Origin of the sequence: Acinetobacter bereziniae (assembly GCF_016576965.1) — a bacterium.
GTDB classification, from domain to species: domain Bacteria; phylum Pseudomonadota; class Gammaproteobacteria; order Pseudomonadales; family Moraxellaceae; genus Acinetobacter; species Acinetobacter bereziniae.
In genome coordinates this window covers 2,190,425-2,216,168 of sequence record NZ_CP066119.1, presented here as the reverse complement: position 1 = coordinate 2,216,168, position 25,744 = coordinate 2,190,425, and the positions used below count along the sequence as shown (strand labels likewise).

Annotated in this window: 25 protein-coding genes; 14 read left to right on the top strand and 11 right to left on the bottom strand. The window is 36.9% G+C overall.

Annotated features, from left to right (window positions below; genetic code table 11):
• Positions 1-195: 195 nt before the first annotated feature.
• The 5 genes from I9192_RS10305 (at position 196) to ppk1 (ending at position 5,452) form a co-directional block, all read left to right on the top strand.
• Positions 196-690, top strand: a complete 495-nt coding sequence (locus I9192_RS10305) for a hypothetical protein (RefSeq protein WP_200150379.1) — start codon at positions 196-198, stop codon at positions 688-690.
• Positions 691-743: 53 nt separating this feature from the next.
• Positions 744-1,876, top strand: a protein-coding gene (locus tag I9192_RS10300) for an IS3 family transposase (protein ID WP_223672967.1) whose coding sequence is annotated in 2 segments (ribosomal slippage) — positions 744-996 and positions 996-1,876 — 1,134 coding nt in all. Because the reading frame shifts where the segments join, the coding sequence is not laid out codon by codon here.
• A 474-nt stretch (positions 1,877-2,350) separates the two neighbouring features.
• Positions 2,351-2,569: a hypothetical protein gene (locus I9192_RS10295; protein WP_200150378.1), complete on the top strand. Its 219-nt coding sequence runs from the start codon at positions 2,351-2,353 to the stop codon at positions 2,567-2,569.
• A 105-nt stretch (positions 2,570-2,674) separates the two neighbouring features.
• The gene (locus tag I9192_RS10290) at positions 2,675-3,145 is read left to right on the top strand and encodes a hypothetical protein (RefSeq protein ID WP_200150377.1); all 471 of its coding nucleotides are present in this window, start codon (positions 2,675-2,677) and stop codon (positions 3,143-3,145) included.
• 201 nt (positions 3,146-3,346) lie between these two features.
• Positions 3,347-5,452, top strand: coding sequence for a polyphosphate kinase 1 (gene ppk1 / locus I9192_RS10285; RefSeq protein WP_370469244.1), 2,106 nt, complete (start codon positions 3,347-3,349; stop codon positions 5,450-5,452).
• A gap of 146 nt (positions 5,453-5,598) precedes the next feature.
• On the opposite strand, the gene I9192_RS10280 is transcribed toward ppk1, so the two are convergent.
• From I9192_RS10280 to I9192_RS10270, 3 genes are all read right to left on the bottom strand, one after another.
• Positions 5,599-6,828, bottom strand: a complete 1,230-nt coding sequence (locus I9192_RS10280; protein ID WP_200150375.1) for a CaiB/BaiF CoA transferase family protein — start codon at positions 6,826-6,828, stop codon at positions 5,599-5,601.
• 122 nt (positions 6,829-6,950) lie between these two features.
• Complete coding sequence (locus I9192_RS10275; RefSeq protein ID WP_200150374.1) at positions 6,951-8,267, bottom strand: MFS transporter; 1,317 nt, start codon at positions 8,265-8,267, stop codon at positions 6,951-6,953.
• Between the two features lie 253 nt (positions 8,268-8,520).
• Positions 8,521-9,744, bottom strand: coding sequence for an acyl-CoA dehydrogenase (locus tag I9192_RS10270; protein ID WP_199935898.1), 1,224 nt, complete (start codon positions 9,742-9,744; stop codon positions 8,521-8,523).
• A gap of 308 nt (positions 9,745-10,052) precedes the next feature.
• Between I9192_RS10270 and I9192_RS10265 the strand changes: the two genes are divergently transcribed.
• Positions 10,053-11,006, top strand: a complete 954-nt coding sequence (locus tag I9192_RS10265; RefSeq protein WP_005029191.1) for a LysR substrate-binding domain-containing protein — start codon at positions 10,053-10,055, stop codon at positions 11,004-11,006.
• A 41-nt stretch (positions 11,007-11,047) separates the two neighbouring features.
• Here the strand turns inward: I9192_RS10265 and I9192_RS10260 are convergent, their stop codons facing one another.
• The gene (locus I9192_RS10260) at positions 11,048-11,383 is read right to left on the bottom strand and encodes a hypothetical protein (RefSeq protein WP_005029192.1); all 336 of its coding nucleotides are present in this window, start codon (positions 11,381-11,383) and stop codon (positions 11,048-11,050) included.
• 135 nt (positions 11,384-11,518) lie between these two features.
• On the opposite strand from I9192_RS10260, the gene I9192_RS10255 reads away from it, so the two are divergent.
• The 5 genes from I9192_RS10255 (at position 11,519) to I9192_RS10235 (ending at position 15,834) form a co-directional block, all read left to right on the top strand.
• On the top strand, positions 11,519-11,947 hold the full coding sequence (locus tag I9192_RS10255; protein WP_004830942.1) for an HD domain-containing protein: 429 nt from the start codon (positions 11,519-11,521) through the stop codon (positions 11,945-11,947).
• A gap of 87 nt (positions 11,948-12,034) precedes the next feature.
• Positions 12,035-12,934, top strand: coding sequence for a LysR family transcriptional regulator (locus I9192_RS10250; RefSeq protein WP_004830943.1), 900 nt, complete (start codon positions 12,035-12,037; stop codon positions 12,932-12,934).
• A gap of 154 nt (positions 12,935-13,088) precedes the next feature.
• Positions 13,089-14,171: a tRNA (uridine(54)-C5)-methyltransferase TrmA gene (gene trmA / locus I9192_RS10245; protein WP_005029196.1), complete on the top strand. Its 1,083-nt coding sequence runs from the start codon at positions 13,089-13,091 to the stop codon at positions 14,169-14,171.
• A 243-nt stretch (positions 14,172-14,414) separates the two neighbouring features.
• Positions 14,415-14,645 carry a hypothetical protein gene (locus I9192_RS10240; protein WP_004830945.1) on the top strand — a complete coding sequence of 77 codons (231 nt, stop codon included), beginning with the start codon at positions 14,415-14,417 and terminating at the stop codon, positions 14,643-14,645.
• 127 nt (positions 14,646-14,772) lie between these two features.
• Complete coding sequence (locus tag I9192_RS10235) at positions 14,773-15,834, top strand: tetratricopeptide repeat protein (RefSeq protein ID WP_005029199.1); 1,062 nt, start codon at positions 14,773-14,775, stop codon at positions 15,832-15,834.
• A gap of 41 nt (positions 15,835-15,875) precedes the next feature.
• Here I9192_RS10235 and I9192_RS10230 read toward each other — a convergent pair whose 3' ends face one another.
• Positions 15,876-16,229, bottom strand: coding sequence for a YnfA family protein (locus tag I9192_RS10230; protein ID WP_005029202.1), 354 nt, complete (start codon positions 16,227-16,229; stop codon positions 15,876-15,878).
• A gap of 217 nt (positions 16,230-16,446) precedes the next feature.
• Here I9192_RS10230 and I9192_RS10225 point away from each other — a divergent pair, with 217 nt between their 5' ends.
• Complete coding sequence (locus I9192_RS10225; RefSeq protein ID WP_005029204.1) at positions 16,447-17,373, top strand: alpha/beta hydrolase; 927 nt, start codon at positions 16,447-16,449, stop codon at positions 17,371-17,373.
• Between the two features lie 55 nt (positions 17,374-17,428).
• Here I9192_RS10225 and clpA read toward each other — a convergent pair whose 3' ends face one another.
• From clpA to I9192_RS10200, 5 genes are all read right to left on the bottom strand, one after another.
• A complete protein-coding gene (gene clpA / locus I9192_RS10220) occupies positions 17,429-19,705 on the bottom strand; it encodes an ATP-dependent Clp protease ATP-binding subunit ClpA (protein WP_004830949.1) in 2,277 nt (758 codons plus the stop codon).
• 9 nt (positions 19,706-19,714) lie between these two features.
• Positions 19,715-20,131 (bottom strand): ATP-dependent Clp protease adapter ClpS, encoded by a 417-nt coding sequence (clpS, locus tag I9192_RS10215; protein WP_004830950.1) that lies wholly within the window; start codon positions 20,129-20,131, stop codon positions 19,715-19,717.
• 21 nt (positions 20,132-20,152) lie between these two features.
• Complete coding sequence (locus I9192_RS10210; protein WP_004830952.1) at positions 20,153-20,896, bottom strand: DUF6776 family protein; 744 nt, start codon at positions 20,894-20,896, stop codon at positions 20,153-20,155.
• Positions 20,897-20,976: 80 nt separating this feature from the next.
• Positions 20,977-22,026 (bottom strand): N-acetyl-gamma-glutamyl-phosphate reductase, encoded by a 1,050-nt coding sequence (gene argC / locus I9192_RS10205; protein ID WP_004830953.1) that lies wholly within the window; start codon positions 22,024-22,026, stop codon positions 20,977-20,979.
• A gap of 140 nt (positions 22,027-22,166) precedes the next feature.
• The gene (locus tag I9192_RS10200) at positions 22,167-23,249 is read right to left on the bottom strand and encodes a GGDEF domain-containing protein (RefSeq protein ID WP_200150373.1); all 1,083 of its coding nucleotides are present in this window, start codon (positions 23,247-23,249) and stop codon (positions 22,167-22,169) included.
• A 450-nt stretch (positions 23,250-23,699) separates the two neighbouring features.
• On the opposite strand from I9192_RS10200, the gene I9192_RS10195 reads away from it, so the two are divergent.
• Positions 23,700-24,452, top strand: a complete 753-nt coding sequence (locus I9192_RS10195) for an HD domain-containing protein (protein ID WP_200150372.1) — start codon at positions 23,700-23,702, stop codon at positions 24,450-24,452.
• Positions 24,453-24,456: 4 nt separating this feature from the next.
• Positions 24,457-25,278 carry an alpha/beta fold hydrolase gene (locus tag I9192_RS10190; RefSeq protein ID WP_174762504.1) on the top strand — a complete coding sequence of 274 codons (822 nt, stop codon included), beginning with the start codon at positions 24,457-24,459 and terminating at the stop codon, positions 25,276-25,278.
• On the opposite strand, the gene I9192_RS10185 is transcribed toward I9192_RS10190, so the two are convergent.
• Entirely contained in the window at positions 25,268-25,702 is a 435-nt protein-coding gene (locus I9192_RS10185; protein ID WP_228289340.1) for a GNAT family N-acetyltransferase, read from the bottom strand. The two genes, I9192_RS10190 and I9192_RS10185, sit on opposite strands and share 11 nt — an antisense overlap.
• Positions 25,703-25,744 lie beyond the last annotated feature (42 nt).

Genomic DNA, 25,744 nt, shown 5'->3' with positions numbered 1-25,744 from the left:
AAATAAGCACCAATTATGGTGCTTATTTTGATTTGAAGGTTGTTTTTATACTTCCATGACTTGATCATATTTTTTTGGGTAGTTTCAATATTTAGGGCTTATCAATTATTACATTTATCTACAATAACTATTTATTAAAATTAAATCATATTAAAATCATTGAATATTCGAGTTCGTGTAAATATGGTATTAACAATGAAAAAATTTATATTCAGTTGCTTTTTAATCACAGTTACATCAATTCAACATGCAAAAAACTTAATCATAACACTTGATCTATATGACACATCTGGCACATTGAGTCAGCAACAAAAAAATGAAATGCTAAACATACCGATTGAAGGTTATGCCGTCTATCATCCTAATTACAGTGTATTAGGTCTAACTGGAACAGTAAAAAAATGTGGTTTTCTAGGATTACCCTGTATCGAAAAAAAATATAAACAACTCAAAATTACGGCAATCAAAACGAACAACTCAAACACTTTAACATTTGATGTTCCTTTATCTATTGCTGCTATATACAAACTTAAAAACTTTAATGTTGGTTTTCCATTCCAAACAAGGTCTTTAGGTAGTTTACAAATTCGAACAGCAGCCTCTGAACACAGCCGTTTAGTACAGCCTGTGTCTATAAACAATGGTTATCAAGGTGAGAGGTGGATCAGGAAATTTGAACAACACTTATAAGTGATATTTTGCTCCCCAAATGATGTTATAAACATCAATATATGGAGTATTTTATGACACGTAGACCAAGAAGAAATCATTCAAATGACTTTAAAGCTAAGGTAGCACTTGCTGCGATTAAAGCAGAAAAAACACTTGCTGAATTGAGTGCTGAATTTGATGTTCATCAAAACCAAATTATTGACTGGAAAAATCAACTGATTTCAGCTTCCTCGCAAGCTTTCGATCAATCAAAAGCTCCAACAGAACCACCCATCGATCTAAAAAAACTACATGCAAAAATCGGTGAGCAGGCATTAGAAATTGATTTTTTAGAAGGTGTGTTGAAGAAACTGGGTCGCTTCAACCACAAAAGTTAATCGATGACTCACTTCAGATTTCAGTATCTAAGCAAGCTAAGCTGCTGAAAGTCTCCCGTGGTTGTTATTACTATCGCCCAAAACCTGTGAGTGAATCAGATCTGAAGCTGATGCGCTGTATGGATGAGTTACATATGCAATACCCTTTTGCAGGTAGCCGTATGATGCGTGATTTATTGAATCGTCAAGGACATCATATAGGACGACGTCATACACGTACTTTAATGAAGAAAATGGGCATTAATGCGTTATATCGTAAACCAAATCTAAGTCAGGCCAATCAAGCTCACCGTAAATATCCATATCTGCTCAAAGGATTGGCTATTCAGCGCAGTAATCAAGTGTGGTCTACGGATATAACGTATATCCCTATGGCAAAAGGCTTTGTTTATTTATGTGCTGTGATTGATTGGCATAGCCGCAAGGTACTTGCGCATAGAGTATCGATTAGTATGGAGGTTACATTTTGCATAGAAACATTAAATGAAGCTATTGAAAAATATGGCCGACCTGAAGTCTTTAATACAGACCAAGGCAGTCAGTTTACCAGTGATGCATTTATTGATGTATTGAAATCAAATGGCATTCAAATCAGTATGGATGGTAAAGGTCGATGGGTTGATAATGTGATGGTTGAACGATTATGGCGGAGCGTTAAATATGAAGAGGTGTATCTCAAAGCCTACAGCAATGTTTTGGATGCGAAGAAGCAATTAAACGCATATTTTGAATTTTATAATTTGAAACGACCTCATTCGAGTCTGGACAAAATGACTCCAGATGAGTTTTACTATGACCAGCTACCACAACAAAATAAGGTAGCTTAACTAGAGCAGAGTATCACTTATAAATAAGCTTTTAGTTGTTCAAACAAGTGGGACCACCTCTGTGTATATGGTACATTAACCTTAAATCAATTAGGCTTTACAATAGGAGATCAGGTTCTAGGTGCTTTAAATCCTGATCAACCTCCACCTTATCATTTTTTTAAACCTCACAAATATAGAGGTTATTTTGACAATCAAAAAATTAGATCAATTCCTAATTACAAATCATACACACTAAAATCCCCTTACCCAGATGAATTAGAAAATTTAGAAAAAATTTATAGTGCAAATCGATATGATGCTGAGCTAGATGGATATAAATTTACCGCAATCAATATAAGAGCAAAGAAAAAAAATAATTCGAAATGTGAAAATTTTTTTGGAGATTATCAATACAATTTATTTTTTATCAATCAAAAACTAACTTATTATAATTCTACACTTGCTGATATGGATCAATGTGAAACCAATGCTATGACTGTGATTTGGGATGATCATAACCAAGTGTATGACTATAGGGTAAATAAAACGGCAAATTATAGTTTATTTCATCGTGGTGATTGGAGATACACTTGTGATGTCGAAAAAAACTCAAATTTAGGTATGTGCAATATACAACCACCTGATCAAGACGCTTTAAAGCATTTTGAAAAAGAAGCAAATCGAGTTCTGCTTTTTTTCCCAACACCTTAACATAGGTGAATGATGTAAGCTTTTGATAAAAGTAAGTCACAACACTGGTACATATTGTTTGATTGAGTATAATAAATCCATATTCTTTATAAGTGTATTATTCAAATGAATTTCAAAATAATATCTTCATCAATAACGACCCTTTTACTGAGCTTATCCATCCAGAGTTATGCAACTGAATTAGATGATTATTTAATTCAAAATCAACTCATTGAACAAAATTACAAAATCAAGGATTCAAAAAATTTAGATGATGTTTTAAATGCCTTAAGTGATGAGGATTCACGTGTACTACCCGTTCAAATTGACCAAAATACTGTGATCGAAAAAATACGTCTGTATCATGATCATATTGATTTAGAAGGACTCATTACATCGGAAAATTTCAAACAATTTTCTGACAGCATGGGTAAAGAAAAAACTCAGCAATTTCTCATGCAAGGTATGCTTGAAAACTGTGGTTTAATTTTTGAAAATGAATTCCAAAGACGAAATCCCTATTATGTGAAAATGAAACTAAGTTCAGCAGAAAAAATATATGAGCTAAAACTTAAAAATGATCAATGTCAATTTTAAAATTGACATTTCCACGCTTCAACAGTTTGATAGAACAAGATGTTGAAGCGATATCCCCAAGAAACCCTGTTTATGTATGTTTTAAAAAATAATTTACAAATATGTTAAAATTGAAATAATTTTCAATATTTTACCTAACTGTAACAATTTTGTCATGTAGAATACTTACTATGCCCATCAAGGTCGTTAAGACAGTTTCAAATGACGCAGATCATGCCCGCTTCAAAAAGTTTATCCACAACTGAATTTCAACACAGTTCAAGTAGCTACATCAATCGTGAAATTTCATTGCTAGAATTTCATAAACGCGTATTGGCACAAGCCAAAGATAAAAATCATCCCTTACTTGAACGTTTAAATTTCTTAATTATTTTTTCACGTAATTTGGATGAATTTTTTGAAATTCGTGTAGCTGGACTCATGAAGCAAATTGACTTCAACACCATTACTAGTGCACCTGATGGTATTCCCAATGAAGTGATCATTGAACAAATCTCAGCAAGTGCTCACCTTGCGATTCAAGAGCAATATGACACTCTAAACCACATACTGTTACCAGAACTTGAAAACTATGGCGTTAAATTCATCCAATATCACAATATCTTAGAAAAACATCTGGATTGGATTAAGCACTACTTCTTTAAACAAGTTCAGCCTGTCGTTACCCCTATCAGCTTGGATCCAGCACATCCATTTCCTCGACTGGTCAATAAAAGCTTAAATTTTATTGTCACCTTAGAAGGAAAAGACGCATTTGGTCGACAAATTGAATTGGCAATTGTTCCTGCTCCACGTTCATTACCACGTGTGGTGCGTCTACCTGATGAACTGACGGGTGGTGAAGAACATTATATTTTGTTGTCTGCAATCATCCAACAACATATTAGCGATTTATTCCCAGGAATGACTGCAACGGGCTGTTACCAATTTCGCGTGACACGAAATGCTGATTTGACACTCGCAGAAGATGTTGATGACCTCGCTGTTGCTTTAAAAGACGAGTTATCCTCACGTCGTTTTGGTCGTGCGGTTCGATTAGAAATTGCTGACAATTGTCCTCGTTCAATCAATCATTATCTTTTAGAACAGTTTGATCTTGATCCACAACACCTATATCAAGTGAATGGTCCTGTTAATTTGACCCGATTAATCACCAACTTTGATATTCCTGAATTACGTTTTAAACCTTATCAAGCTGTTATTCCTAAAGCACTTCGAAATTCGAATAAAATCTTTGAAGTACTGACTAAGCAAGATGTACTTTTACACCATCCGTTTGATTCATTTAAACCCGTCATTAACTTATTGCGTGAATCGGCACAAGATCCAAACGTACTTGCCATCAAGCAAACCTTGTATCGTAGTGGACCTGATTCAGAAATTGTACAAGTGTTGGCAGAAGCTGCTCGCAATGGCAAAGAAGTTACGGCAATCATTGAATTGCGTGCACGCTTTGATGAAGAATCCAATATTACAGTGGCTAATATTTTGCAAGAAGCTGGTGCAGTTGTGGTTTATGGAATTGTTGGCTACAAAACCCATGCCAAAATGATTTTAATTGTACGGCGAGAAGCTGGAAAACTAAAACGTTATGTTCATCTTGGCACGGGAAACTATCATGCTGGAAATGCGCGTATGTACACCGATTACGGTTTACTCACGACACATGAAGAAATCTGTGAGGACGTTCATAAAATCTTCCAAGAACTAACTGGTATGGGGAAACTGTTAAAGCTGAAAAAATTATTTCATGCACCCTTCACCTTACATGCACAGCTTTTACATTTGATTGAACAAGAAACTGCACATGCCAAAGCAGGTAAAAAAGCCAGAATTATCATTAAAGTAAATGCTTTAACTGAACCAAAACTCATCTCAGCATTGTATACAGCCTCTCAAGCTGGTGTAAAAATTGATTTGATCATACGTTCAATCTGCTGTTTAAGACCGCAAATACAAGGGCTTTCCGAAAATATTCGCGTGCGTTCGATTGTAGGACGCTACCTGGAACACACCCGAGTTTATTATTTCTATAATGATGGTCAGGATGAGTTATATTGTGCCAGTGCTGACTGGATGGGCAGAAATCTGTTTTCACGTGTTGAAACCTGTTTCCCAATCGAAGATAAAAAGCTTAAAAAGCAAATCATTGACTATGGTTTACTCAGCTATCTAAAAGACAATGTTCGCGCTTGGGAATTAGATGCAAATGATCAATGGCATGCAATAAACCCAAAAGCTACAGAAGAAGTACATATTGCACAACAAGTGTTAATGCAACAACGTACGCTTCCAACCACAGCTTAAACAACAATTACATCACTTAGCAAAATCATATGTACTCTCCAGCCTTTCTTTTATCTTTTAGAAGAAAGGCTATTTTGATTAACTCAGATGAAGTGCTGATCATGTACCACAAAGTGCATTCAATATTTGTGTATTTTTAACTGTGTTTAAAGACCGATTCCATCAATAATGCCCTGTTGTTTAAATGCTTGTAATTCATTATCAGTATAGAGTTGCCCTAGAATCTCTTTTGTATGCTCTCCCAAACGTGGAGGAGCATTGCGATATTGAATCGGTGTTCCTGACATTTTGATCGGTGAACCAATCATTTTAAAGTCAGTATTATCCACATGTGGAATATTGACAACCATGTTACGAGATTGGATTTGCGGCTCTTGTAAAGCATCCGCAACAGAATTAATCACACCTACAGGCACTTTGACAGCATGAATGGCATCCACCCAATGTCTAGCATCATGCGTCAAGAAATATTCAGACAAAATCGCTATTAATTCATGCCGATATTTCACCCGATCTTGATTACGAAGGTAATTTGAATTATCCAATAATTCAGGTTTGCCTATCGCAATACACAAATCTTTAAATTGCTTGTCATTTCCACAGGCAATAATAAATTCTTTGTCTCGCGCTTTAAAAGTTTGATATGGCACGATATTAGGATGACTATTGCCCATCCGTTTAGGTGTACAACCTGAACTTAAATAATTCATTCCTTGATTCGCCAAACCAGCAACCTGTACATCGAGTAGTGATAAATCAATGTACTGACCTACTCCTGTTTGCTGGCGAGCAATAATCGCAGCTTGAATCGCAATGGTTGCATATAAACCTGTTTGAATATCCACAACCGCTACACCGACTTTTTGTGAACTTGCGCCCAACTCACCTTCTTGTTCTCCCGTGATACTCATCAATCCTGACATGCCTTGGATGATAAAATCATAGCCTGGCTCTTCAGCACGTGGTCCATCTTGACCAAAGCCTGTAATTGAGCAGTAAATTAGCTTTGGATTAATCTGGCTCAAGGTTGCGTAATCCAAACCATATTTTTTTAATGATCCGGCTTTAAAATTTTCGATGACCACATCCGCGGTTTGAGCAATATGTTGTACCAGTTTTTGACCTTCTACAGTTGCGATATCAATGGCAACAGAAGATTTATTACGATTTGCAGATTGGTAATAACCTGACTCCCGAGTAGTTTGACCATGTTGATTAAGCATCCAAGGTGGTCCCCACATCCGGGTATCATCTCCCACTTTAGGGTGTTCGATTTTAATGACTTCTGCACCTAAGTCTGCCAACACTTGCCCACACCACGGACCTGCAAGTACTCTACTGAGATCTAAAACTCGAATTCCTTTTAATGCACTCATTTATTTTGCCTCTATTCGAGGAGTGATGAACACTCCCTCAAACTCATGATTGAATCGGACTTACAAACAATTCGTTATATTTACGATATGCCATAAGCCGCTTAATATGTTTAGATCAATAACTATTGTTGTTGTGGATCATATTGACGGTCTTTAATAAATAATCCAGGAAGTACGCCTGCGACAAAATATGCAGCCCCCATAACAATAAAGGCAGTCATAAAAGTCCCTCCTGAGGCTAAAAATCCGATGGTTGCTGGCGCAATTGCAGCACCAACACGTCCAATGTTATATGCACCACCAATTGCTGTACCACGAACGTCAGTCGAGAATGATTCTGCCATATAGGTTGCATTCACACCGTAAGGAATTCCATACAGGAAGCCAAACGTGACCAATAAATACAAAATGTTGTCTGGTGTATTAAAGAAAATAATGACCGGAAGGAAAATCGCACTGGCAAGCGTACCAAATATAAATACTGCTCGACGATTAAATTTATCTGCGAGATAACCTGCCAATATTTTGCCTAGAATCATCGCTGTATATGAACCTACCATATAGCTGGTTAGATTTTTAAAATTCATATGCACTTCAGTTTCAAGATAGCTTGGCATCCAGTTATTGATACCGTAATAACCAAATTGTAAAAAGAATGCCGTCGTCATCCACAGTAAAAACATTTTACGATGTTTAAAGTTGGCAAAAATCTGCTTGTAGATGCTGCCACTTTTTGGTTTTTCTCGAATTACAACTTCAGGCGTCTTTTTCGTTTGCATTTGATCAATTTTGGTCAACTGCCAAGATTTTGGTTCTGGAACAAATCGTTGTAAGAAAATATTGATAAACGCAGGAATGACTGTAATGAAAAATAATACCCGCCAACCATGTTCTGGAATAATCGCACCCGCCAAAAGTGTTGCTACAATGTAGCCTACTGTTTGCCCAGTCTGTAATGTACCCAATACAGTTGTGCGATAAGTGGTAGGCACATACTCAGCCATTAAGGTATTACATGCCATATATAGCGCACCGATTCCTAATGCACCAATAAAACGCAATGCCATAAATTGCTCAAAGCTTTGCGTAAAACCCAATAGACATGTTGCTACAGAAAAGAAGGTCACCGAATTTGCAATGGTGCGCACCCGACCAAACTTATCACAAGACCACCCTCCCAAGATTCCACCAATCCCCATTCCTGCTAATGATGCACTCCCTAGAGCACCCGCTTGAAAAGTAGATAATGCAAACTCACCCTTTAAACTGGTTAAACTATAGGACAACAACATAATATCTACGCCATCAACCACCATGGCAAAATATGCAAATAACAATGCCCATTTCCATGTGTTGGGTCCTATTTTTTCATAAGTCCCAATATTCGAAGGCATTGTGCCTTTTGCTGTAATTGCAACAGATTGAACCTCATTGTTCATTTTTCCTTTACCTCATTTTCCCAAATGAGTCATCGCTTATCTTTCATCTTTACTCTATTGCTTTCTTTATTATTTTTATTGAGTACCATCTAGGAGTGAAGTTAGGGTATTTAAGTAGAATAGTTAAAGATAATGAGATATTTTCACGATGAATCCTTCTATCGTTTATATGTTTACCTTATTTTTGTGAAATTTAAGGTAAAAAAAGCCTCAAGGAATGCTGATTCAACATCCCTGTTTCAAAACTTATAAATTAATTAGAAAAAGCAGCGATACCCGTTTGGGCGCGTCCAAGAATCAAGGCGTGGACATCATGTGTACCTTCATAGGTATTAACCACTTCAAGATTGACCAGATGGCGAGCAACCCCAAATTCATCACTGATGCCATTTCCGCCCATCATGTCTCGAGCGACACGAGCAATATCTAAGGCTTTACCGCAGTTATTACGTTTAATTAAGGAAGTTCCTTCCACCGAAGCAATTCCCTCATCTTTCATACGTCCAAAGCGCAAAGCAATTTGTAAACCTAGTGCAATTTCGGTTTGCATATCTGCCAACTTCTTTTGCACCAATTGGTTTGCTGCTAAAGGACGACCAAACTGTTTGCGATCCATTGTATATTGATGAGCAGTATGCCAACAGAACTCAGCAGCGCCCATTGCACCCCATGCTATTCCATAACGAGCGCTGTTTAAGCAAGTAAAAGGACCTCTTAAACCACGAATTTCAGGAAATGCATTTTCTTCAGGAACAAAAACATTGTCCATGACAATTTCGCCAGTAATCGAGGCACGCAAACCCACCTTGCCATGAATTGTAGGTGCTGAAAGTCCTTCCCAACCTTTTTCTAAAATAAAGCCCCGAATCTCACCGACATGACCTTCCGCTGAAACTTCCTTTGCCCAAACCACAAATACATCTGCAATTGGACTATTGGTAATCCACATTTTCGCACCCGTCAGACGATAACCACCTGCAACTTTTTTTGCCCGTGTAATCATACTTCCTGGGTCAGATCCATGATCAGGTTCGGTTAAACCAAAACAGCCAATGAACTCACCAGATGCCAGTTTTGGTAAATATTTCTGCTTCTGTTGTTCTGAGCCAAATTCATTAATAGGCACCATCACCAATGAACTTTGTACACTCGCCATTGAACGATAGCCCGAATCCACACGCTCGATTTCACGGGCAATCAGACCATAACTCACATAATTAAGCCCTGCACCGCCATATTGCTCAGGAATTGTAGGTCCTAATAAACCCAATTCCCCCATTTCACGAAAAATTGAAATATCTGTCTGTTCATGGCGAAACTGCTCAAGCACTCTAGGCATCAATTTATCTTGTGAATAGGCATAGGCAGCATCACGGATCATACGTTCTTCTTCAGTGAGTTGCTGTTCCAATAAAAAGGGATCTTGCCAATTAAACTGTACACGTGGTTTTTTTGCTGAATTGACCATTTGATTCATCGCATCCTCTGCTTGATGTATTTTGTGTTCTTGCCCTTGATGTTATGTGTGAAAAATCATTCTTTCAAACGATAAATTCTCATTCAGATATTCCATTTATGCATATCTTATGTTCTTATAAATCTAAGGATAAATCATATTTTATTGTTGAAATAATCCATACAACTGCTCATCTTGCTGTATTTTTATAGGCTTTTTAGAAATATTAAAAATTATGGAACTATTGTTGATGATTTATTTTTGCTAAAACGACATCTGCAGATGTTCAGTGTGACTTCGAAATAAACCAAGATATTCAAGGAAAGAATATGCGTAGAATGATTCCCTCATTACAATCTTTAATTTGTTTTGAAGCTGCTGCGAAACATTTGAGTTATACCTTTGCTGCACAAGAATTGCATCTCACACAAAGCGCAATCTCTCGTCAGGTCCAGCAATTAGAAGATTTTTTGGGGCTACATTTATTCAATCGAACTCGACATGGCGTTGAACTAACCCAAGCAGGTGAACACTATTATAAAAATATAAAATCTCATTTATTGGGTATTGAACAAAGTACGCTTGATTTAATCAGTCATAAAGGTTTAGGCGGTACATTAAAGCTTGGTGTGGTTCCGACATTTGCTACACGTTGGTTATTGCCCAGACTTTATAAGTTCAATGCAGTCTATCCAGAAATCACCATTCACCTTGAAACCAGCACCAAACCCTTTTTATTCAGTGAACATATTTTTGATGCCGCCATTTATACGGGAACACCCGAACAAATCGAAAATTGGCCTGGTGCAAAAATTCATTTTTTAATGAATGAAGATGTGGTACCTGTCTGTTCAGCTGATTTAATTTTTAAGTATTTCCCCGAATTAAAAGCACCTTCAGGACATTTAAGTCGTAGCTTGACTGCGGAAGAAATAGCAACTTTACCTTTACTACAACAAACCACACGCCCCTATATTTGGAAAGAATGGTTTGAAGTGAATGGCTATGAACATCCCTTTGCCTTAGAGGGACAAAGGCATGAATTGTTTTCAATGCTTGCTGTAGCAGCTACACATCATATGGGTGTTGCACTTATTCCACAGAAATTGCTGGAAAAAGAACTACGCTCAGGTGATTTAGTGATTGCCTCTGATATTAAACTCAAAGGCTCACGTGCCTATTACTTTGTCTATGCAGAACAACAACAATCGCCATTGATTGCGAAATTTGTTGAGTGGCTGCTTGATGAAGTAGAAATCTCCCAACATACATTTATGAAATAATCAGCTCATATGGATCTATATCGAGTATTTTTAAATTAGATTTAAGCACTAAAGCCGATATAGCGATAAATTTCTTGAGCACCGACGGCACCTAGGCTGGTTTTGAAAATGATATAATCTGCATAGGTACTTTGACTCAATTCATTGAAGATGTTAAGCCCTTGATCATCATGTTGATGAATTTCATCCACACTGCGTTGCATTGTCTGTTCAAACGCATCTGAGATATATTCAAAACCTAAATCCATCGCAATAAACAAAGTATGTTCACAAGGTTGAAGATATTGCTCTTCATTCCAATCAATAACTGGATGTCTGCAATGGGGGCATGTAACATTTTCTTGAGAATTTTCTAGAGTGATCAGTTGAAATGGCATACGCTTTAGAACAAAATAAAATTGTATTTTAAACCAGTTAGCAAAATTAAACACTGAATTTAGACGATGCTATCGCAGGTTCAAAATTACGGGTTAAAACCTTTTATAAATACAGAAAAGATAGATAAGGATACTATGTCAACGATTGAAAAAGCGATTGCTTTAGCAGCTCGTAAACACGCAGGTCAAAAAGATAAAGGACAACAACCCTACATTTTCCATCCATTGAGATTAATGTTTAAAGTTAAAACTTCTGAACAGCAGATTGTGGCTGTATTGCATGATATTTTAGAAGACACTGATACAACTGTAGTCGATTTAATTTCCCTTGGTTTTAGTCAAGAAATTGTTGATGCCATCCTTGCCTTGACCAAAAAAGAAAATGAATCACGTATCGAAGCGGCTTATCGTGCTGTAAAAAATCCAATTGCAAGAATTGTCAAATTAGCTGATGTGGCAGACAATATGGATCTTTCTCGTATTCCGCATCCAACGACCAAAGATCTTTTAAGATTGGAAGAATATAAACAGGTTCAATTTATTCTGATGGCGGGTACGGCTTAAACTCTTTGTTTTTTCACAATTTCACAATTGACTCAATGCAACAATTAAGGTTAAAAATGCCAGATTGTTGCATTAATGGAATGGCTCATGCTGACTGATTTGGATGATTTTTACTGTTTTGGTTTGGTGGTTGAACATGGCGGATTTAGTGCTGCTGAACGTGCGACCGATATTCCAAAGTCTAAGCTGAGTCGTCGAGTCTATAATCTTGAAGAAAAATTAGGCGTTCGTCTGATTCAGCGTAGTTCTCGTCATTTTGCTGTGACTGATATTGGTATGAACATATATCGACACGCTCAAGTCATGATGAATGCAGCTCAATCTGCACATGATTTGGTCGATCATCTCAGCGAACAACCACGAGGACTGATTAAAGTCAGTGTACCCGTTACTGTTGCCCAAAGTGAATTATCCAAAATTTTACCTGCTTTCTTAAAAGCCTACCCTGAAATTAAAGTTCAACTGTTGGTCAGTAACCGCCGCGTCGATATTATCAATGAAGGCTTTGATCTTGCTTTGCGCGTACGTGCAAATTTAGATGATGACCCAAGTTTAGTATTAAGAAAATTTGGTAATATTGAGCAACATCTTCTTGCAAGCCAAGCCTACTTAAATGAATTTGGGATGCTAAAAAAACCAGAAGATTTAACTGAACATCGTATTTTAAGTATGGTCGATGAACATTTGGATCAGCAAATGATTTTGCATGATGGTCAGAACCAACAGAAAAAAATTAAAGTCAATCCTGTTCTTATGGGCTCAGATTTGATGATGCTGGCAAAATTAGCCAGTCAAAACTGTGGGATTGCACTTCTTCCAGATACGATTGCCAATGATTTTGTTGCATCAGGTGAATTGGTCCGTGTATTGCCAGATTGGAAAGCACCTCATGGTATTTTTCACGCAGTTTATCCTTCACGCCGTGGTTTACTCCCTGCTGTAAGGGTGTTTATTGACTATTTGGTTGAACATCTTAGCAATCGTTAGTTCGCATTTCACTCCTGTGTTGAAAATAAATGATCCACGGGGTCTGATCTAATAGGCAGAATAAATTAAGTAAGATGGGCTGTTATTTGGTGTCCATCTATAGCTATTTTTGATACCATCATCACTGCTTAATTCCAACGTTTTTCTGATTTATATGACTTCATCTTATCAACAACAACTTGATGCCAAAATTGAACGTATTCAAACGCAGTTTGCTGAATTTAATCCACCATCACTTGAAGTTTTTGCTTCACCAGAACAAAACTTTCGTATGCGTGCAGAATTCCGTATTTGGCATACAGAAGACGATATGTTCTATGCCATGTTTGAACGGGATGAAAATCAACAAAAAACAGTTGCACGTATTGATGAATTTCCTATAGCAGATCTTAGTATCAATCAACTTATGCCAATTTTATTGGCTGAACTAAAAGCCAATCCGATCTTATCCAAACGTCTTTTTGAAGTGCACTTTCTTGCAACACTGAAAGGCGAAATGCTGGTCTCATTAATTTATCGTGCACCTTTGAGTGAAGAATGGGAAATTTTAGCAAAACAATTGGCTGAGAAACTCAATATTAAAATTATTGGACGTAGCCGCGGTCAAAAATTAGTATTGAGCGATGAGTTTGTTGTTGAAGAATTACAGGTATTTGAAAGAAAATTTCAGTATAAACAAATCGAAAGTAGTTTTACTCAACCTAATGCGCAAGTTTGCCAGAAAATGTTGCAGTGGGCTTGCCAAGCAGTGAATGGCGACAATCAAGACTTGCTTGAACTCTATTGTGGTAATGGTAACTTCACCCTTCCATTGTCATTAAATTTTAATCGTGTTTTGGCAACTGAGTTAGCAAAGTCTTCTGTTTATGCAGCGCAATGGAATATTGAGCAAAACAAGATTGATAATATTCAAGTAGCACGACTATCTGCTGAAGAATTTACCCAAGCTTATAATGGTGAACGTGAATTCCGTCGTTTGCAAGAAGCAGAAATTGATGTGCAAAGCTATCAATTTGATACGGTTTTTGTCGATCCGCCTCGTGCAGGGATTGATGACGATACGCTAAAATTATTGCAAGGTTTCGAGACGATTCTTTATATCTCATGTAATCCAGATACACTTTACAGCAATCTGGAAACCCTCACAAAGACTCATAAAATTGTTAAATTTGCAATGTTTGATCAATTCCCCTACACCCATCATGTTGAATCTGGGGTTTTGCTTAAAAAGATTTAAACAATTTATTACAACCATGACATGCCATGACAGATTTCATGGCATTTTTATTTCTTAATAATATTTACTTATATCAACAACATATCGTATTTTCTTATATTTAAAGTCAAAAAAGCAACTTAGAAAATTTTCAATGGTTGGCAAATTTAGTCTATAACTCGACCATTTACCTTAGCAGCCATCTTGAATTTTATAAAAAAACGTCTATATTTCGAACTATGTTAGGTTGCGTATGAAGGCTCTATGAGTTTTTGGCAAAAGCTGTTTATGGCTAAAGATACTGTGCAAAATGAACATAAAAATCAGATTGCATGTGTTGAAAATGATTGCTCTTGTAAATCCAATGATCAACTCTTATCCGCGTTGATGAACACTACAGATCAAGATGTGATTACTGGAATTAAGAAAGTACTGATCTCAAGAGGTTTCAGTAAAAAAGAGTTAAACCAATTACAGCATCCACCTATTCAATAGTCATGGATGACCGATAAAAAGCATTCAGTTTACTGGATGCTTTTTTAATTCAAATACAACAAATTTTGCTGTTTTAACTGAGCTTCTATACAATTATTTGTAATAATATAAATGTGAAGAATTCATCTTGAAAATAAAAAATCTCTTATTATTATTATCATTGAGTTGCACAATCGCCTACGCTGAGATCAGTGACAATGATATTGAAACCATTGAAAATTTAAGTGATCAGGTTTTGGGAAATAAAAAACTAGCCAAACTAGAACCTCAGATCAAAGCTCAAATCAAAAAATCACAGCCCACTGTGCAACAATTATTCAAAGCTGAAGAGATTGATTATAACGATTCAGTTTATTTACACAATTATGCGATCATTACTTCTGGCTATGCTGAATATTTACTTGATCAACATTGCACAGAGCAGTCTCATCCTATTCAAGAACTCACAGAACAAGCCTATCTTGCATTAAAGAAACGTGACCCGAAAGATACCATTGCATTGAATAATTTTGGACTTTTCTATGCACAAATGTCTGTTTATTACCGAAAAAATAGTGATCCAACTCCTCGTTTAACTTATTTACTTAAAGCGGAGCAATTGTTTGAAACCTTGATTCAAATTGAACCTGACGATGAAGAATATCAAAGGAACTATTATGCTGTATTAAGTGATAAATTAATGTTGCTATACAAGTATCATCGAGATATAGAAGAACAGAAACGTTTAATGGACATCCTCAAAAAGCCTTTATTTGAGTATCTATCCAATCCTGAACAAGCCTTTGACTCTGGAAACTTTATCATTCTTGCGCAGCAATACTACCAAGGCTTGAATAGAGAGAACCCCAAAGCAGCTGAAAAATGGTTAAGGGATAATCAACAAAAAATTGAAACAGTGGTCAATAAAAATCGTAAGCATACTCAGCGTGAAAATGAATTTTTAGCTGAATTTTATGCCTTATTGAATCAACCCGCAAAAGCACTCTCGTATTTAAAGCAATTAGAATTTTCAGATGAGAACAGCACTGAACCTTCTTCTTTTGAAGATGAGCCCAATCTAGCAAATTTAAGATTGAACCCTGAATATCAAAAATGGTTTAAAAAATATACTCAAGATTATCAAGAATACCGGAAAGCAATACCTGAAGTTTGTAAAATAACTCAGTTAGAAATATTGGGATCGCATTAACCTAAAATCTAAATCTTAAATTCAAACTATTCGGGACGTCTTTAGCGAATCAACCCTTGTGGCTGTAAAATAATCACCAAAGCTCCGATGATGACGATACATCCTCCAAGTAAATCCCAACGGCTGAGACTAACTTGATCAACAAATCTCAGCCACATTAAGGCCGAAAAAATATAGATTCCGCCATATGCTGCATAAATCCGCCCAGATGCTGCTGGGTGTAAAGTTAAAAGCCAAACAAATACGGCTAAGCTTAAGGCAGTAGGTATCCATAACCAATGGCTTTTGTTTTGATTTAAAATGAGATAAGGAAAATAACAACCTAGAATTTCAGTAACTGCCGTGACTAAAAATAATAAAATCGTGGTGAACAGTTTATTAAATGCAATATCCATTTCTACTCAAGCGTAATTGATATTGTAAAAGTATAGGTGATTTTCATAGAATATCAGCAATAAATTTAATTTCCTTGATGACTGATTCAATTTTTAGTATTCAACTATTGCCTATGTTGAACTAAAAAAAGAAAATCCTACATTAAAGCATCCATCGATTATTTTATACGCAAACAAATACGATAAAATAATAATCTCTAAAATCTTGGCGTCTTAAATGAACATCCACTATACCTTATGTGGTTTCTTACTGATCTTGTTTTTCAGCCAACAAACAAAAGCAGCAACATTTACGCTTCCGCTTTGGACAAACACATCCATCACAACACAAAATCCAAATACAGTTATTAAACATGGTGCAGTCAGCCACATTAACTCCCCCTATCTCAACGTATATACACCAAAATATAATAACCATGTTGCAGTTATGACGATCAGCGGTGGTGGATATGCCCGAGAAGAACTTGCCAAAGAAAGTACACCTACATCAGAGTTTCTACAACAACACGGTTTTACTGTTTTTGAATTGGTTTATCGATTGCCCAATCAGGATGCTAATGATACTCTTGCGCCCTTTCAAGATGGACAAAGAGCCATACGCATCATTCGGGCTCAAGCAGAACGATTTAATATTGATCCAGAAAAAATTGGTGTATTGGGATTTTCTGCTGGCGGACATTTAGCAGGTATGCTTGCTACCCAATGGTCACATCAATTTTCAACACTTCATGATTCAATCGATCAAGTCTCAGCTCAACCAAACTTTGTCGCTTTACTTTATCCTGTGATTAGTATGCAAGCCCCCTTAGATCATACGCATGCTTATAAAAGTTTAATGGGGAAAAATCATGATTCAGTGAAACAAGCATTTTTTTCAGTCAATTTACAGGTGAATCAACATACTCCTCCAATATTTTTAGCACATGCGCTTGATGATCGCATTGCACCTGTTCAACATAGTTTAGATATGCAAATCGCTTTAGATAAAAACAAAATCCCTTATGAATTACATTTATTTAAAAATGGTGGACATGGCTGGGGTTTAGGAAAGGCAAATACAGAAACAACGCAATGGCCAACATTATTCTTAACATGGCTGCAAAATATGAAGATTGTAGAAACAGATTATTCAAATAAAAAATAACCCGCAATCAATGCGGGTTATTTTCTAAATCACTAAGGCTAAGCATCGTCCATCATTATGCTGGTTCAGCAGTTTGGTCCTCAAAAACCTCAAGTGTTAAGCCAACAGCTTTGCCATTCTCTTTTTTCACAGACACTGCAACATTACCGCCATGATCTGCTAGCTCACCGAAGAGGATCATTTCAGCAAGCGGTTTCTTCAGATGCTCTTGGATTAAACGTTGCATTGGACGTGCGCCCATCAAGCGATCATAACCATTTTCAGCCATCCAATCACGTGCAGACTGATCAACTTCAAGTACAACTTTCTTGTCATCAAGCTGTGCTTGAAGCTCAGTTAAGAACTTATCTACCACAGATTCAATCACGGTTGTAGGTAAAGCTTTAAACTGAATCACGCCATCTAAACGATTACGGAATTCTGGAGCAAATGCACGCTTCATTGCTTCCTGATTGTCATTACTGTTGTCTTGCTCTGTAAATCCAATACTGGTACGAGAAATACTTTCAGCTCCAATATTGGTGGTAAGCACAATAATCACATTGCGGAAATCAGACTTACGCCCATTATTATCAGTTAACGCCCCATGATCCATGACTTGTAATAACAAATTGAATACATCTGGATGCGCTTTTTCAATTTCATCCAATAACAATACGCAATGCGGATTTTTATGGATGGCATCCGTCAGCAAACCACCTTGATCATAACCCACATAACCAGGAGGCGCACCGATCAATCGAGATACCGCATGACGTTCCATATATTCAGACATGTCGAAACGCACAAGTTCAACACCCAGTAATTTTGCCAATTGTTTGGTGACTTCGGTTTTACCCACACCTGTAGGACCAGCAAACACAAAACTACCGACTGGTTTATCTGGTGCTTTTAAACCAGCACGTGACAATTTAATCGCAGATGCTAATGCACTAATCGCTTCATCTTGACCAAATACAACACGCTTAAGATCACGCTCCAAATATTCCAATACAGATTTATCATCTTTAGAAACAGTTTTAGGCGGGATACGTGCAATCTTAGAAATAATATCTTCGATATTTTCAACCGTGATCAATGTATCATCTTGTTCTGCTTTCAAACGGCGTTGCGCACCTGCTTCATCAATCACATCAATTGCTTTGTCAGGTAAGAAACGATCATTGATAAATTTAGCAGAAAGCTCAACCGCTGACACTAAAGCTGAATCTTCATATTTGACATGATGAAAATCTTCAAATTTGCTTTTCAACCCACGTAAAATATCGATTGTCTCTGAGATAGATGGCTCATTTACATCAATTTTTTGGAAACGACGTGATAAAGCATGATCTTTTTCAAAAACTTGACGATATTCTTGGAAAGTCGTTGAACCAATGCAACGTAAAGTCCCATTTGCCAATGCAGGTTTGATCAAATTGGATGCATCCATCGTGCTGCCCATACTTGAGCCAGCGCCAATAATCATATGTATTTCGTCAATAAACAAAATCGCATCTGGTTTCTTTTTCAAAGCGTTCAGTAGTTGTTTTAAACGTTTCTCAAAGTCACCACGATATTTAGTACCTGCAACTAAAGCCCCTATGTCTAGACTAAACACTTCAGCATTGGCAAGTGGTTTAGGCGCTTTACCATTCACGATTAACCAAGCAAGACCTTCAGCAATTGAAGTTTTACCCACACCAGGGTCACCCACCAATAAAGGGTTATTTTTTCGACGACGGCAGAGAATTTGAGCAGCGCGCTCAATTTCTTTCTCACGACCAATCAAAGGATCAGTTTTGCCTTTTTGCGCTTCAATATTCAAATTTAAGGTATATAGCTCAAGTGGACCTGCATTTGCTGAAGCGCTTGATTCACCTTCAAGATCATCAGATTCTTCTTCAACCTGAATCTCTTCTTTACGCGCACCATGCGATAAATATTGAGTCAGCGTTAAACGATTGATTTGATGACGTTTGAGCAAATACACAGCAAAAGAGTCACGTTCAGAGTACATTGCAACCAAAACATCCGCACCTTCTACAGTACGATCACCACCACTCGATTGAACATGGAAAATTGCACGTTGCAATATACGATCAAAACTTTCAGTTGGATGAGGGGCTTGGTCGTTGTTTTCTCCGAGTTTAGGCGTATGTTGCTCAACATACTCCTCTAATTCTTTACGCAAACTGATAATTTCAGCACCACATGCTTTTAAAGCATTTACCGCTGAGTCGTTATCGAGTAAAGCTAATAATAAATGTTCAACCGTAAGAAACTCATGTCTCTTTTGACGAGCCATGCTAACAGCCAAACGGAGTGAAACTTCTAATTGACGACTGAGCATGAAACCCCCTTATTCTTTTGGCTCAATCTGACAAAGTAATGGATGACCTTGAGATCGAGCGTAGTTATTTACTTGGTTGGCTTTTGTTTCCGCAATATCTCTCGGATATACGCCAGCTTCACCTTTGCCTTCATAATGTACTGTTAACATTACTTGAGTGGCTTGGTCAAGATTCAAAGCAAAGTATTGTTGTAAAATTTCAATAACAAAGTCCATTGGCGTATAGTCATCGTTTAGTAAAATGACTGAATACATCGGTGGTCTTTTTACTTCAGGGGGAGCTGTTTGGACAGCAACATCCCCCTGTTCGTGATGAGGATCTTCAGATTGGCTTGCACGAATATTCAAATGCCAATCTACATATCCTGAATCACGGAACGATGATTTCACTTCATTTAAACTCATTTGACGCTTATTAGTTCGCATATTTTCCAAAATACTTATGATTTATTGAGAATTAGCTTCTGCTTGAGGTACCTCAGCAGCAAATGCGGCTGCACTGTCCACAGCCTTTCCGCGTGACCAACTGAATCGCTTAATGACTGGCGTAGCACCATTTAAACGCACTTCGATAAATTGTGGGTTGAAACCTTTCGGCATCGTCCAGCGACCTGTTAAACGCTCATAATCCGTAAAATTGTAGTTCGCATCACTCATTGGCACAGTCAACACTTCTGTACCACTAATTAAGCGAATTTCCACTGTACCTGTTGCACGTCTTGGACTCACTTGAATCAGATCAAGTTGATATTCATAAGCATTTTCAGGCAAAGGTTTAACCGCGAGATTTTGAATCGTTAAACTTAAACCACCGCGTTGTTTTAACACTTCACGGTAAATTGCACTCATCACATCGACTTGTGATTTTTCTGCATTGGCTTTATTCAATGCTTCTAATAAATCATTGGCATTAGAAACAGCCACATCACGTTCTTGTACAGTTGCATTTAAGTTTTTATTTAACGTAGCCAGTGTCGTTTTTTGTTGTTTAACCACTTCTACCAATTGTTCTGCGTCTGCATCAAAACCAACAACCGTCAGTCCTTGGCGGTGTCCAACTGTATAGCCTAAAAGTACACTACCCGCACATAATACGACACCCCCGATCACCAACGGCATATTGCCTTTTAGAAAAGGTTTTTTTGGTGTTTGAGCTGGTTGTGACGCGGTATTTGTTTCTGTGTTCTGCATCGTCATCTCTAAAGTATTGATCGCATCAAAACACACATTTAACCGCAAAGTTAAATGTGTGTGAAGTTATAAAGCGTTTTTTATGGTAATAATCCGATACCTTGTAAACCAGCATCTTCAGCAAAACCAAACATTAAGTTCATATTCTGTACTGCCTGACCTGCAGCCCCTTTAACTAAATTATCTTGCACCGATAATACAATCAACTTTTTCGGTTGAGGTTTGTACAACGCAATTCTTAATTGGTTTGCACCACGTACTGAACGTGTTTCTGGTGAACTGTTGGCTGGCATTACATCGACAAAGGCTTCATCAGCATAAAACTGCTCATAAAGTGTTTGTAAATCAGCCTGCTCACCTTCATCAGTCAGATCAATATAAATTGTACTGAGCATACCACGAATCATCGGCACCAGATGAGGTACAAAGAGGATGTGATCAAATACACCTTGTTGACCTGAAATATTTTCAAGTGCTTCGACAATCTCCGGATGATGTCGATGCCCTGCAACCCCATAAGCCTTGAAGTTATCGGCATTTTCAGAATAGATCATGCCTAGACTGGCTTTACGTCCCGCACCAGAAACACCTGATTTTGCATCAATAATAATACTTTCAGGTTTAACCAATGTTGCAGCTTGTTTGAACAAAGGCGCTAAACCCAGTTGTACAGTTGTAGGATAACAACCCGGATTCCCAACCACTTTGGCTTGTTTAATTTGTTCACGATTAAGCTCAGACAAACCGTATACTGAATCTTTTAAAATGTCGGGGCAAGCATGCTGCATACCGTACCATTTTTCAAATTGAGCTAAATTCTGCAAACGAAAATCAGCTGCTAAATCAATAACTTTGGTGTTTGATGCTAATAGCTCTTTGGCATGTTGCATTGCAACACCATGCGGCGTCGCGAAAAATACTACATCACATTTTTTTAGTTCATCAATTTTTAAATCTGAATAGTGAAGTGTCGTATGTCCACGTAAACTAGGAAACATATCATCTACTCGACGACCATCTTCAGTACGCGATGTCAGTACATTCACTTGAACATTTGGATGTCGCAGTAAAAGACGCAACAATTCAACGCCTGTATAACCCGTTCCACCGACAATACCCACTGAAATCACGTTTTTTACCTCGATTTAAAAGTATCCATTCTGTTGGACAGTAGTATGACAGGAAGTTTATGCTTTCTAAACTGTTTTACTTGGTTTTTATCATTTTTAATATTATTGCAAATCTTAATTTCTAACTATCCGTGCATTCATTAGCCCTGGATAATACAATTACGACCAGCACGTTTGGCGGCATATAAGCATTTATCTGCAGATTCTATACCGAGTGCTAAATTTCGATACTGTAACTGAACCAGCCCGAAACTGGCTGTTAATAAGATACTTTTAGAAGAAAAAACCTCGTTTTCAATACTTATACGTATTTTCTCAGCAATTTTATAAGCAAGTTCAGCATCGGCAGCCTGTAATAAAACAATGAATTCTTCTCCTCCAAAACGCCCGACCAAGTCTTCTTCTCCGACATTTTGACTGACCAAATCACTAACTCTCTGTAAAATTTGATCACCAATCAAATGCCCATGAGTGTCATTAATTTTTTTAAAATGGTCAACATCACACATCAATACAAAATATTGTGTTTGAGATAAGTCAATTAAGCTTGTTTTTGCAGCATCATAGAACCCACGGCGGTTAAGCAAATGTGTCAGTGGATCTCTTGAACGATCATCATTCAATTTTAAAATGATATCCCGAACCAGTGTTCCAACAACAATAATCGCAAACCATAAGCTCAACAGAATACTTGCAGCTAACATCATGAGCCACCAAGCAGAATCTACAAGCATATTCGATTGAATATTTTGCAGACAGAAGTAAACAATAACGCTACGGGAAAAAGTATATAAAACAATGAAAAGATAGGAATAATCTACTAATTTATTAAGCCAGTCACGATGTTGATAATCTTTAAAAAGTGAGGGCAAAACCAAAGACTCAATTGTCGCAATGGCTAGATTTAAAATCAGCATTCTAATCCAAAGCTGTTCATCAACATATGAAAAGTAAATCATGAACGGCAGTGTTAAAGCAATTAAAGCAAATGCCAATAGATTGTGAGCGTTTCCATCTTTGCGTAATGCCATGGCATAAGCACTTGCCCAAGCTCCGAGTAAATAGAAACAGCCTAAAAGTGGTGCTGTTAATGTCAACTGTTGGTTGGTCATAAAGCTTTGTGAAGCCAAAGAAAATGACGGCACAATATAACCAATCCCCAACCAAAATAAATATGTAGGCGCTTTAAAAAAGAAGTGACAAATCAGAAGTAAACTACCCATTAATATCAGGCAGATGGGCACAATTAAAATAAAGTAATGAGTATCTGCAAAATTCACGTCTGATATCTTTATGATAAGAAATAGGAAATATCGGAAAGTCGACAAGTTTAGAGTATTTTTTTATACACGCCCAATTAATGCTTAAAAATAGTCATATTATTTTGTAATTTGATTTGTTTTTAAGAGTTTCATTTCCTCCATGCGATGAAAATCTAAATTTTATACTCTTTTTTATCACACCTTTGATTCAATTCTAGCCTATTCTAATCAGACAACTCATCTATTTTATATCACCAACTCTATTAAAAACCATAAGAAGTTGCTTATCTACTCAAGGAACAATGCTAAGCTTCACTCACTATTGATTTAAAGCTTCTTGTATTCCTCAATAAATTCAGAGAGAATAATTAGAGTAATTACTCTAATTATTAACAATAGGAATAACTTGTTATGATCGGATCCCGAAAATGGATGGAAATCAACCAAGGAAGTCTAAGCTTTAAAGAAAAAATCAACCTGCTCAAACAGACTTTACTTCCAACCACGTATAAGTACGCCAAAACCTTTGTACAATCTCATGTTAATCATACTCATTTTGCATTACACGATGTTCAAATCCCTGATACACCTATGGTTAAAGAGGCAATGGCTGAGCTAGAAAACACACAAGATCGAATAATTTTCCACCATTCCTGGCGTAGCTTTTTTTGGGGAGTCGGTATAGCACATAGCAAAGACTGGCATTTTGACCAAGAGAGTTTTGTCATTGCTTGCTTAATGCACGATTTAGGTTTAGTTGAGCATTTGGATCAATATTCTTGTAACTGCTTTACTTATGAAAGCGCCTTACGTTCGGAAAGTTTATGTCTAAAACATCAGTATGATGCATCAAGAACAAAGATTATTTCTGAAGCTATTTGTCTACATATGAATGGGTATTTAGATGAATCTAATCAAGATTTACCGATAGAGGCTCTCTTGCTACAACAAGCGACTTCATGCGATGTGATTGGCACTGATTATGCACGATTCTCAAAAACATATGCTGAAGATGTGTTGATACAACATCCTCGAACTCAATTTAATTCACATTTCAAAAAACTTTTATATAAGGAATCGCTTAATCATCCTCAATCCCGCACAGCTTTGGTTTCTAGATTAGGATTGCCCTATATGATTCAGCTCAATATTTTTAAGGAATAATCCAATGTTGAATAACACCTTAACCAAAAAAACGATATATTTTCAACAACATCCTATCCTTGTTGAGCTTTATTTTCACCCACAAAATAAACACACCATTATTATATTGGCTGCTTTAGGGGTGGCTATAAATAAATACGAAAAGTTAATTTCTTTACTCACAAATCATGGTTTTAATCTCGTTGTTGCAGATTATCCATATTGTGGACGCAACACACCTCATGTATCTGCTCAAATTGACTATGGTTATGCCGATCTTATTCGTGATTTTATTCCACAACTTGAACAGGTTGCCTTAGACGCAAATCTTCAATCACCTATTTTATTGGGTCATAGTTTAGGTGGGCATTTGGCGACATTGTATGCCCAAAGCCATGACAATACAGTTATTGGTATAGCAACAGGCAATATCGGGCTAAAAAACTGGGGCTTAAAAGGCAAAATCAATATCTTAAAAGCGGTTAGTGTTATCAATGCCATGATTTTAAAAGATGGTTATTTTGCTGGGTATAAAATTGCCTTTGGCAATCGAGAAGCCAAATCTTTAATGCGAGATTGGTCAAAAGTTGTCTTTACAGGAAATTATAAACACATCATCACTCAGCAAAAGATTGTTGAAAATGCAGCCTTATTTATTGCTTTAAAGGATGATGACTTTGCACCAATGTCATCGATGTTGGGTTTAAGCCATTATTTCAAACAGCCAATTGTTGAAACTTTAGATCTCACCCAAACCATCAAAGGAAATCAACATAGTGCTTGGATTAAGCAACCCGAACAAATAGTCAATAAAATTAAACAATGGGTGAATAGGACTACTTTATAATTTTTTCTTTAGACATCAATACATAAGCGCCATCACCACTTTCACCTGTACTGACTGCTTTCCAAGCATGGTGTTTATAAAAAGCCAGCGCAGTTTTATTCTCAGATAAACATTTGAGATAGCCTGTGTCATTAAACAGTTTTTCTGCCGACGCTAACAAAGTGCTGCCGACGCCTTGATTTTGTACACTTGGAGCAACAAAGAGATGGTGTAAAAAATTATCTTGAAGATAAATAGAAGCAAAGCCCAAATATTGTTGATTATTTTCAGCAACGAGAACAATTTCATTTTGCGTAGATACCTCAAAATCTCCAAGTTGCCATTTCGAAGAATCCAGCCATGACCAACTCTTCTTTCGGCTCTCTAAAAAAAGTTCACTCAATGGCAGCATATCTTGTGGTTGAAAATATCGGATCTTCATCATCGTTCCAAGCATCTTTTTTATGGCATTTCATTCTTTATCAAG

Coding starts and splice junctions, on each gene's coding strand:
- I9192_RS10280 (WP_200150375.1), bottom strand. CDS start 6,828: ATGAGTGCATTAAAAGGAATTCGAGTTTTAGATCTCAGTAGAGTACTT.
- I9192_RS10270 (WP_199935898.1), bottom strand. CDS start 9,744: ATGAATCAAATGGTCAATTCAGCAAAAAAACCACGTGTACAGTTTAAT.
- I9192_RS10210 (WP_004830952.1), bottom strand. CDS start 20,896: ATGCAGAACACAGAAACAAATACCGCGTCACAACCAGCTCAAACACCA.
- I9192_RS10305 (WP_200150379.1), top strand. CDS start 196: ATGAAAAAATTTATATTCAGTTGCTTTTTAATCACAGTTACATCAATT.
- I9192_RS10200 (WP_200150373.1), bottom strand. CDS start 23,249: ATGGGTAGTTTACTTCTGATTTGTCACTTCTTTTTTAAAGCGCCTACA.
- I9192_RS10240 (WP_004830945.1), top strand. CDS start 14,415: ATGAGTTTTTGGCAAAAGCTGTTTATGGCTAAAGATACTGTGCAAAAT.
- I9192_RS10195 (WP_200150372.1), top strand. CDS start 23,700: ATGATCGGATCCCGAAAATGGATGGAAATCAACCAAGGAAGTCTAAGC.
- I9192_RS10225 (WP_005029204.1), top strand. CDS start 16,447: ATGAACATCCACTATACCTTATGTGGTTTCTTACTGATCTTGTTTTTC.
- I9192_RS10290 (WP_200150377.1), top strand. CDS start 2,675: ATGAATTTCAAAATAATATCTTCATCAATAACGACCCTTTTACTGAGC.
- I9192_RS10230 (WP_005029202.1), bottom strand. CDS start 16,229: ATGGATATTGCATTTAATAAACTGTTCACCACGATTTTATTATTTTTA.
- I9192_RS10185 (WP_228289340.1), bottom strand. CDS start 25,702: ATGATGAAGATCCGATATTTTCAACCACAAGATATGCTGCCATTGAGT.
- I9192_RS10295 (WP_200150378.1), top strand. CDS start 2,351: ATGACTGTGATTTGGGATGATCATAACCAAGTGTATGACTATAGGGTA.
- I9192_RS10190 (WP_174762504.1), top strand. CDS start 24,457: ATGTTGAATAACACCTTAACCAAAAAAACGATATATTTTCAACAACAT.
- I9192_RS10265 (WP_005029191.1), top strand. CDS start 10,053: ATGCGTAGAATGATTCCCTCATTACAATCTTTAATTTGTTTTGAAGCT.
- clpS (WP_004830950.1), bottom strand. CDS start 20,131: ATGCGAACTAATAAGCGTCAAATGAGTTTAAATGAAGTGAAATCATCG.
- trmA (WP_005029196.1), top strand. CDS start 13,089: ATGACTTCATCTTATCAACAACAACTTGATGCCAAAATTGAACGTATT.
- I9192_RS10250 (WP_004830943.1), top strand. CDS start 12,035: ATGCTGACTGATTTGGATGATTTTTACTGTTTTGGTTTGGTGGTTGAA.
- I9192_RS10260 (WP_005029192.1), bottom strand. CDS start 11,383: ATGCCATTTCAACTGATCACTCTAGAAAATTCTCAAGAAAATGTTACA.
- I9192_RS10255 (WP_004830942.1), top strand. CDS start 11,519: ATGTCAACGATTGAAAAAGCGATTGCTTTAGCAGCTCGTAAACACGCA.
- I9192_RS10275 (WP_200150374.1), bottom strand. CDS start 8,267: ATGAACAATGAGGTTCAATCTGTTGCAATTACAGCAAAAGGCACAATG.
- ppk1 (WP_370469244.1), top strand. CDS start 3,347: ATGACGCAGATCATGCCCGCTTCAAAAAGTTTATCCACAACTGAATTT.
- clpA (WP_004830949.1), bottom strand. CDS start 19,705: ATGCTCAGTCGTCAATTAGAAGTTTCACTCCGTTTGGCTGTTAGCATG.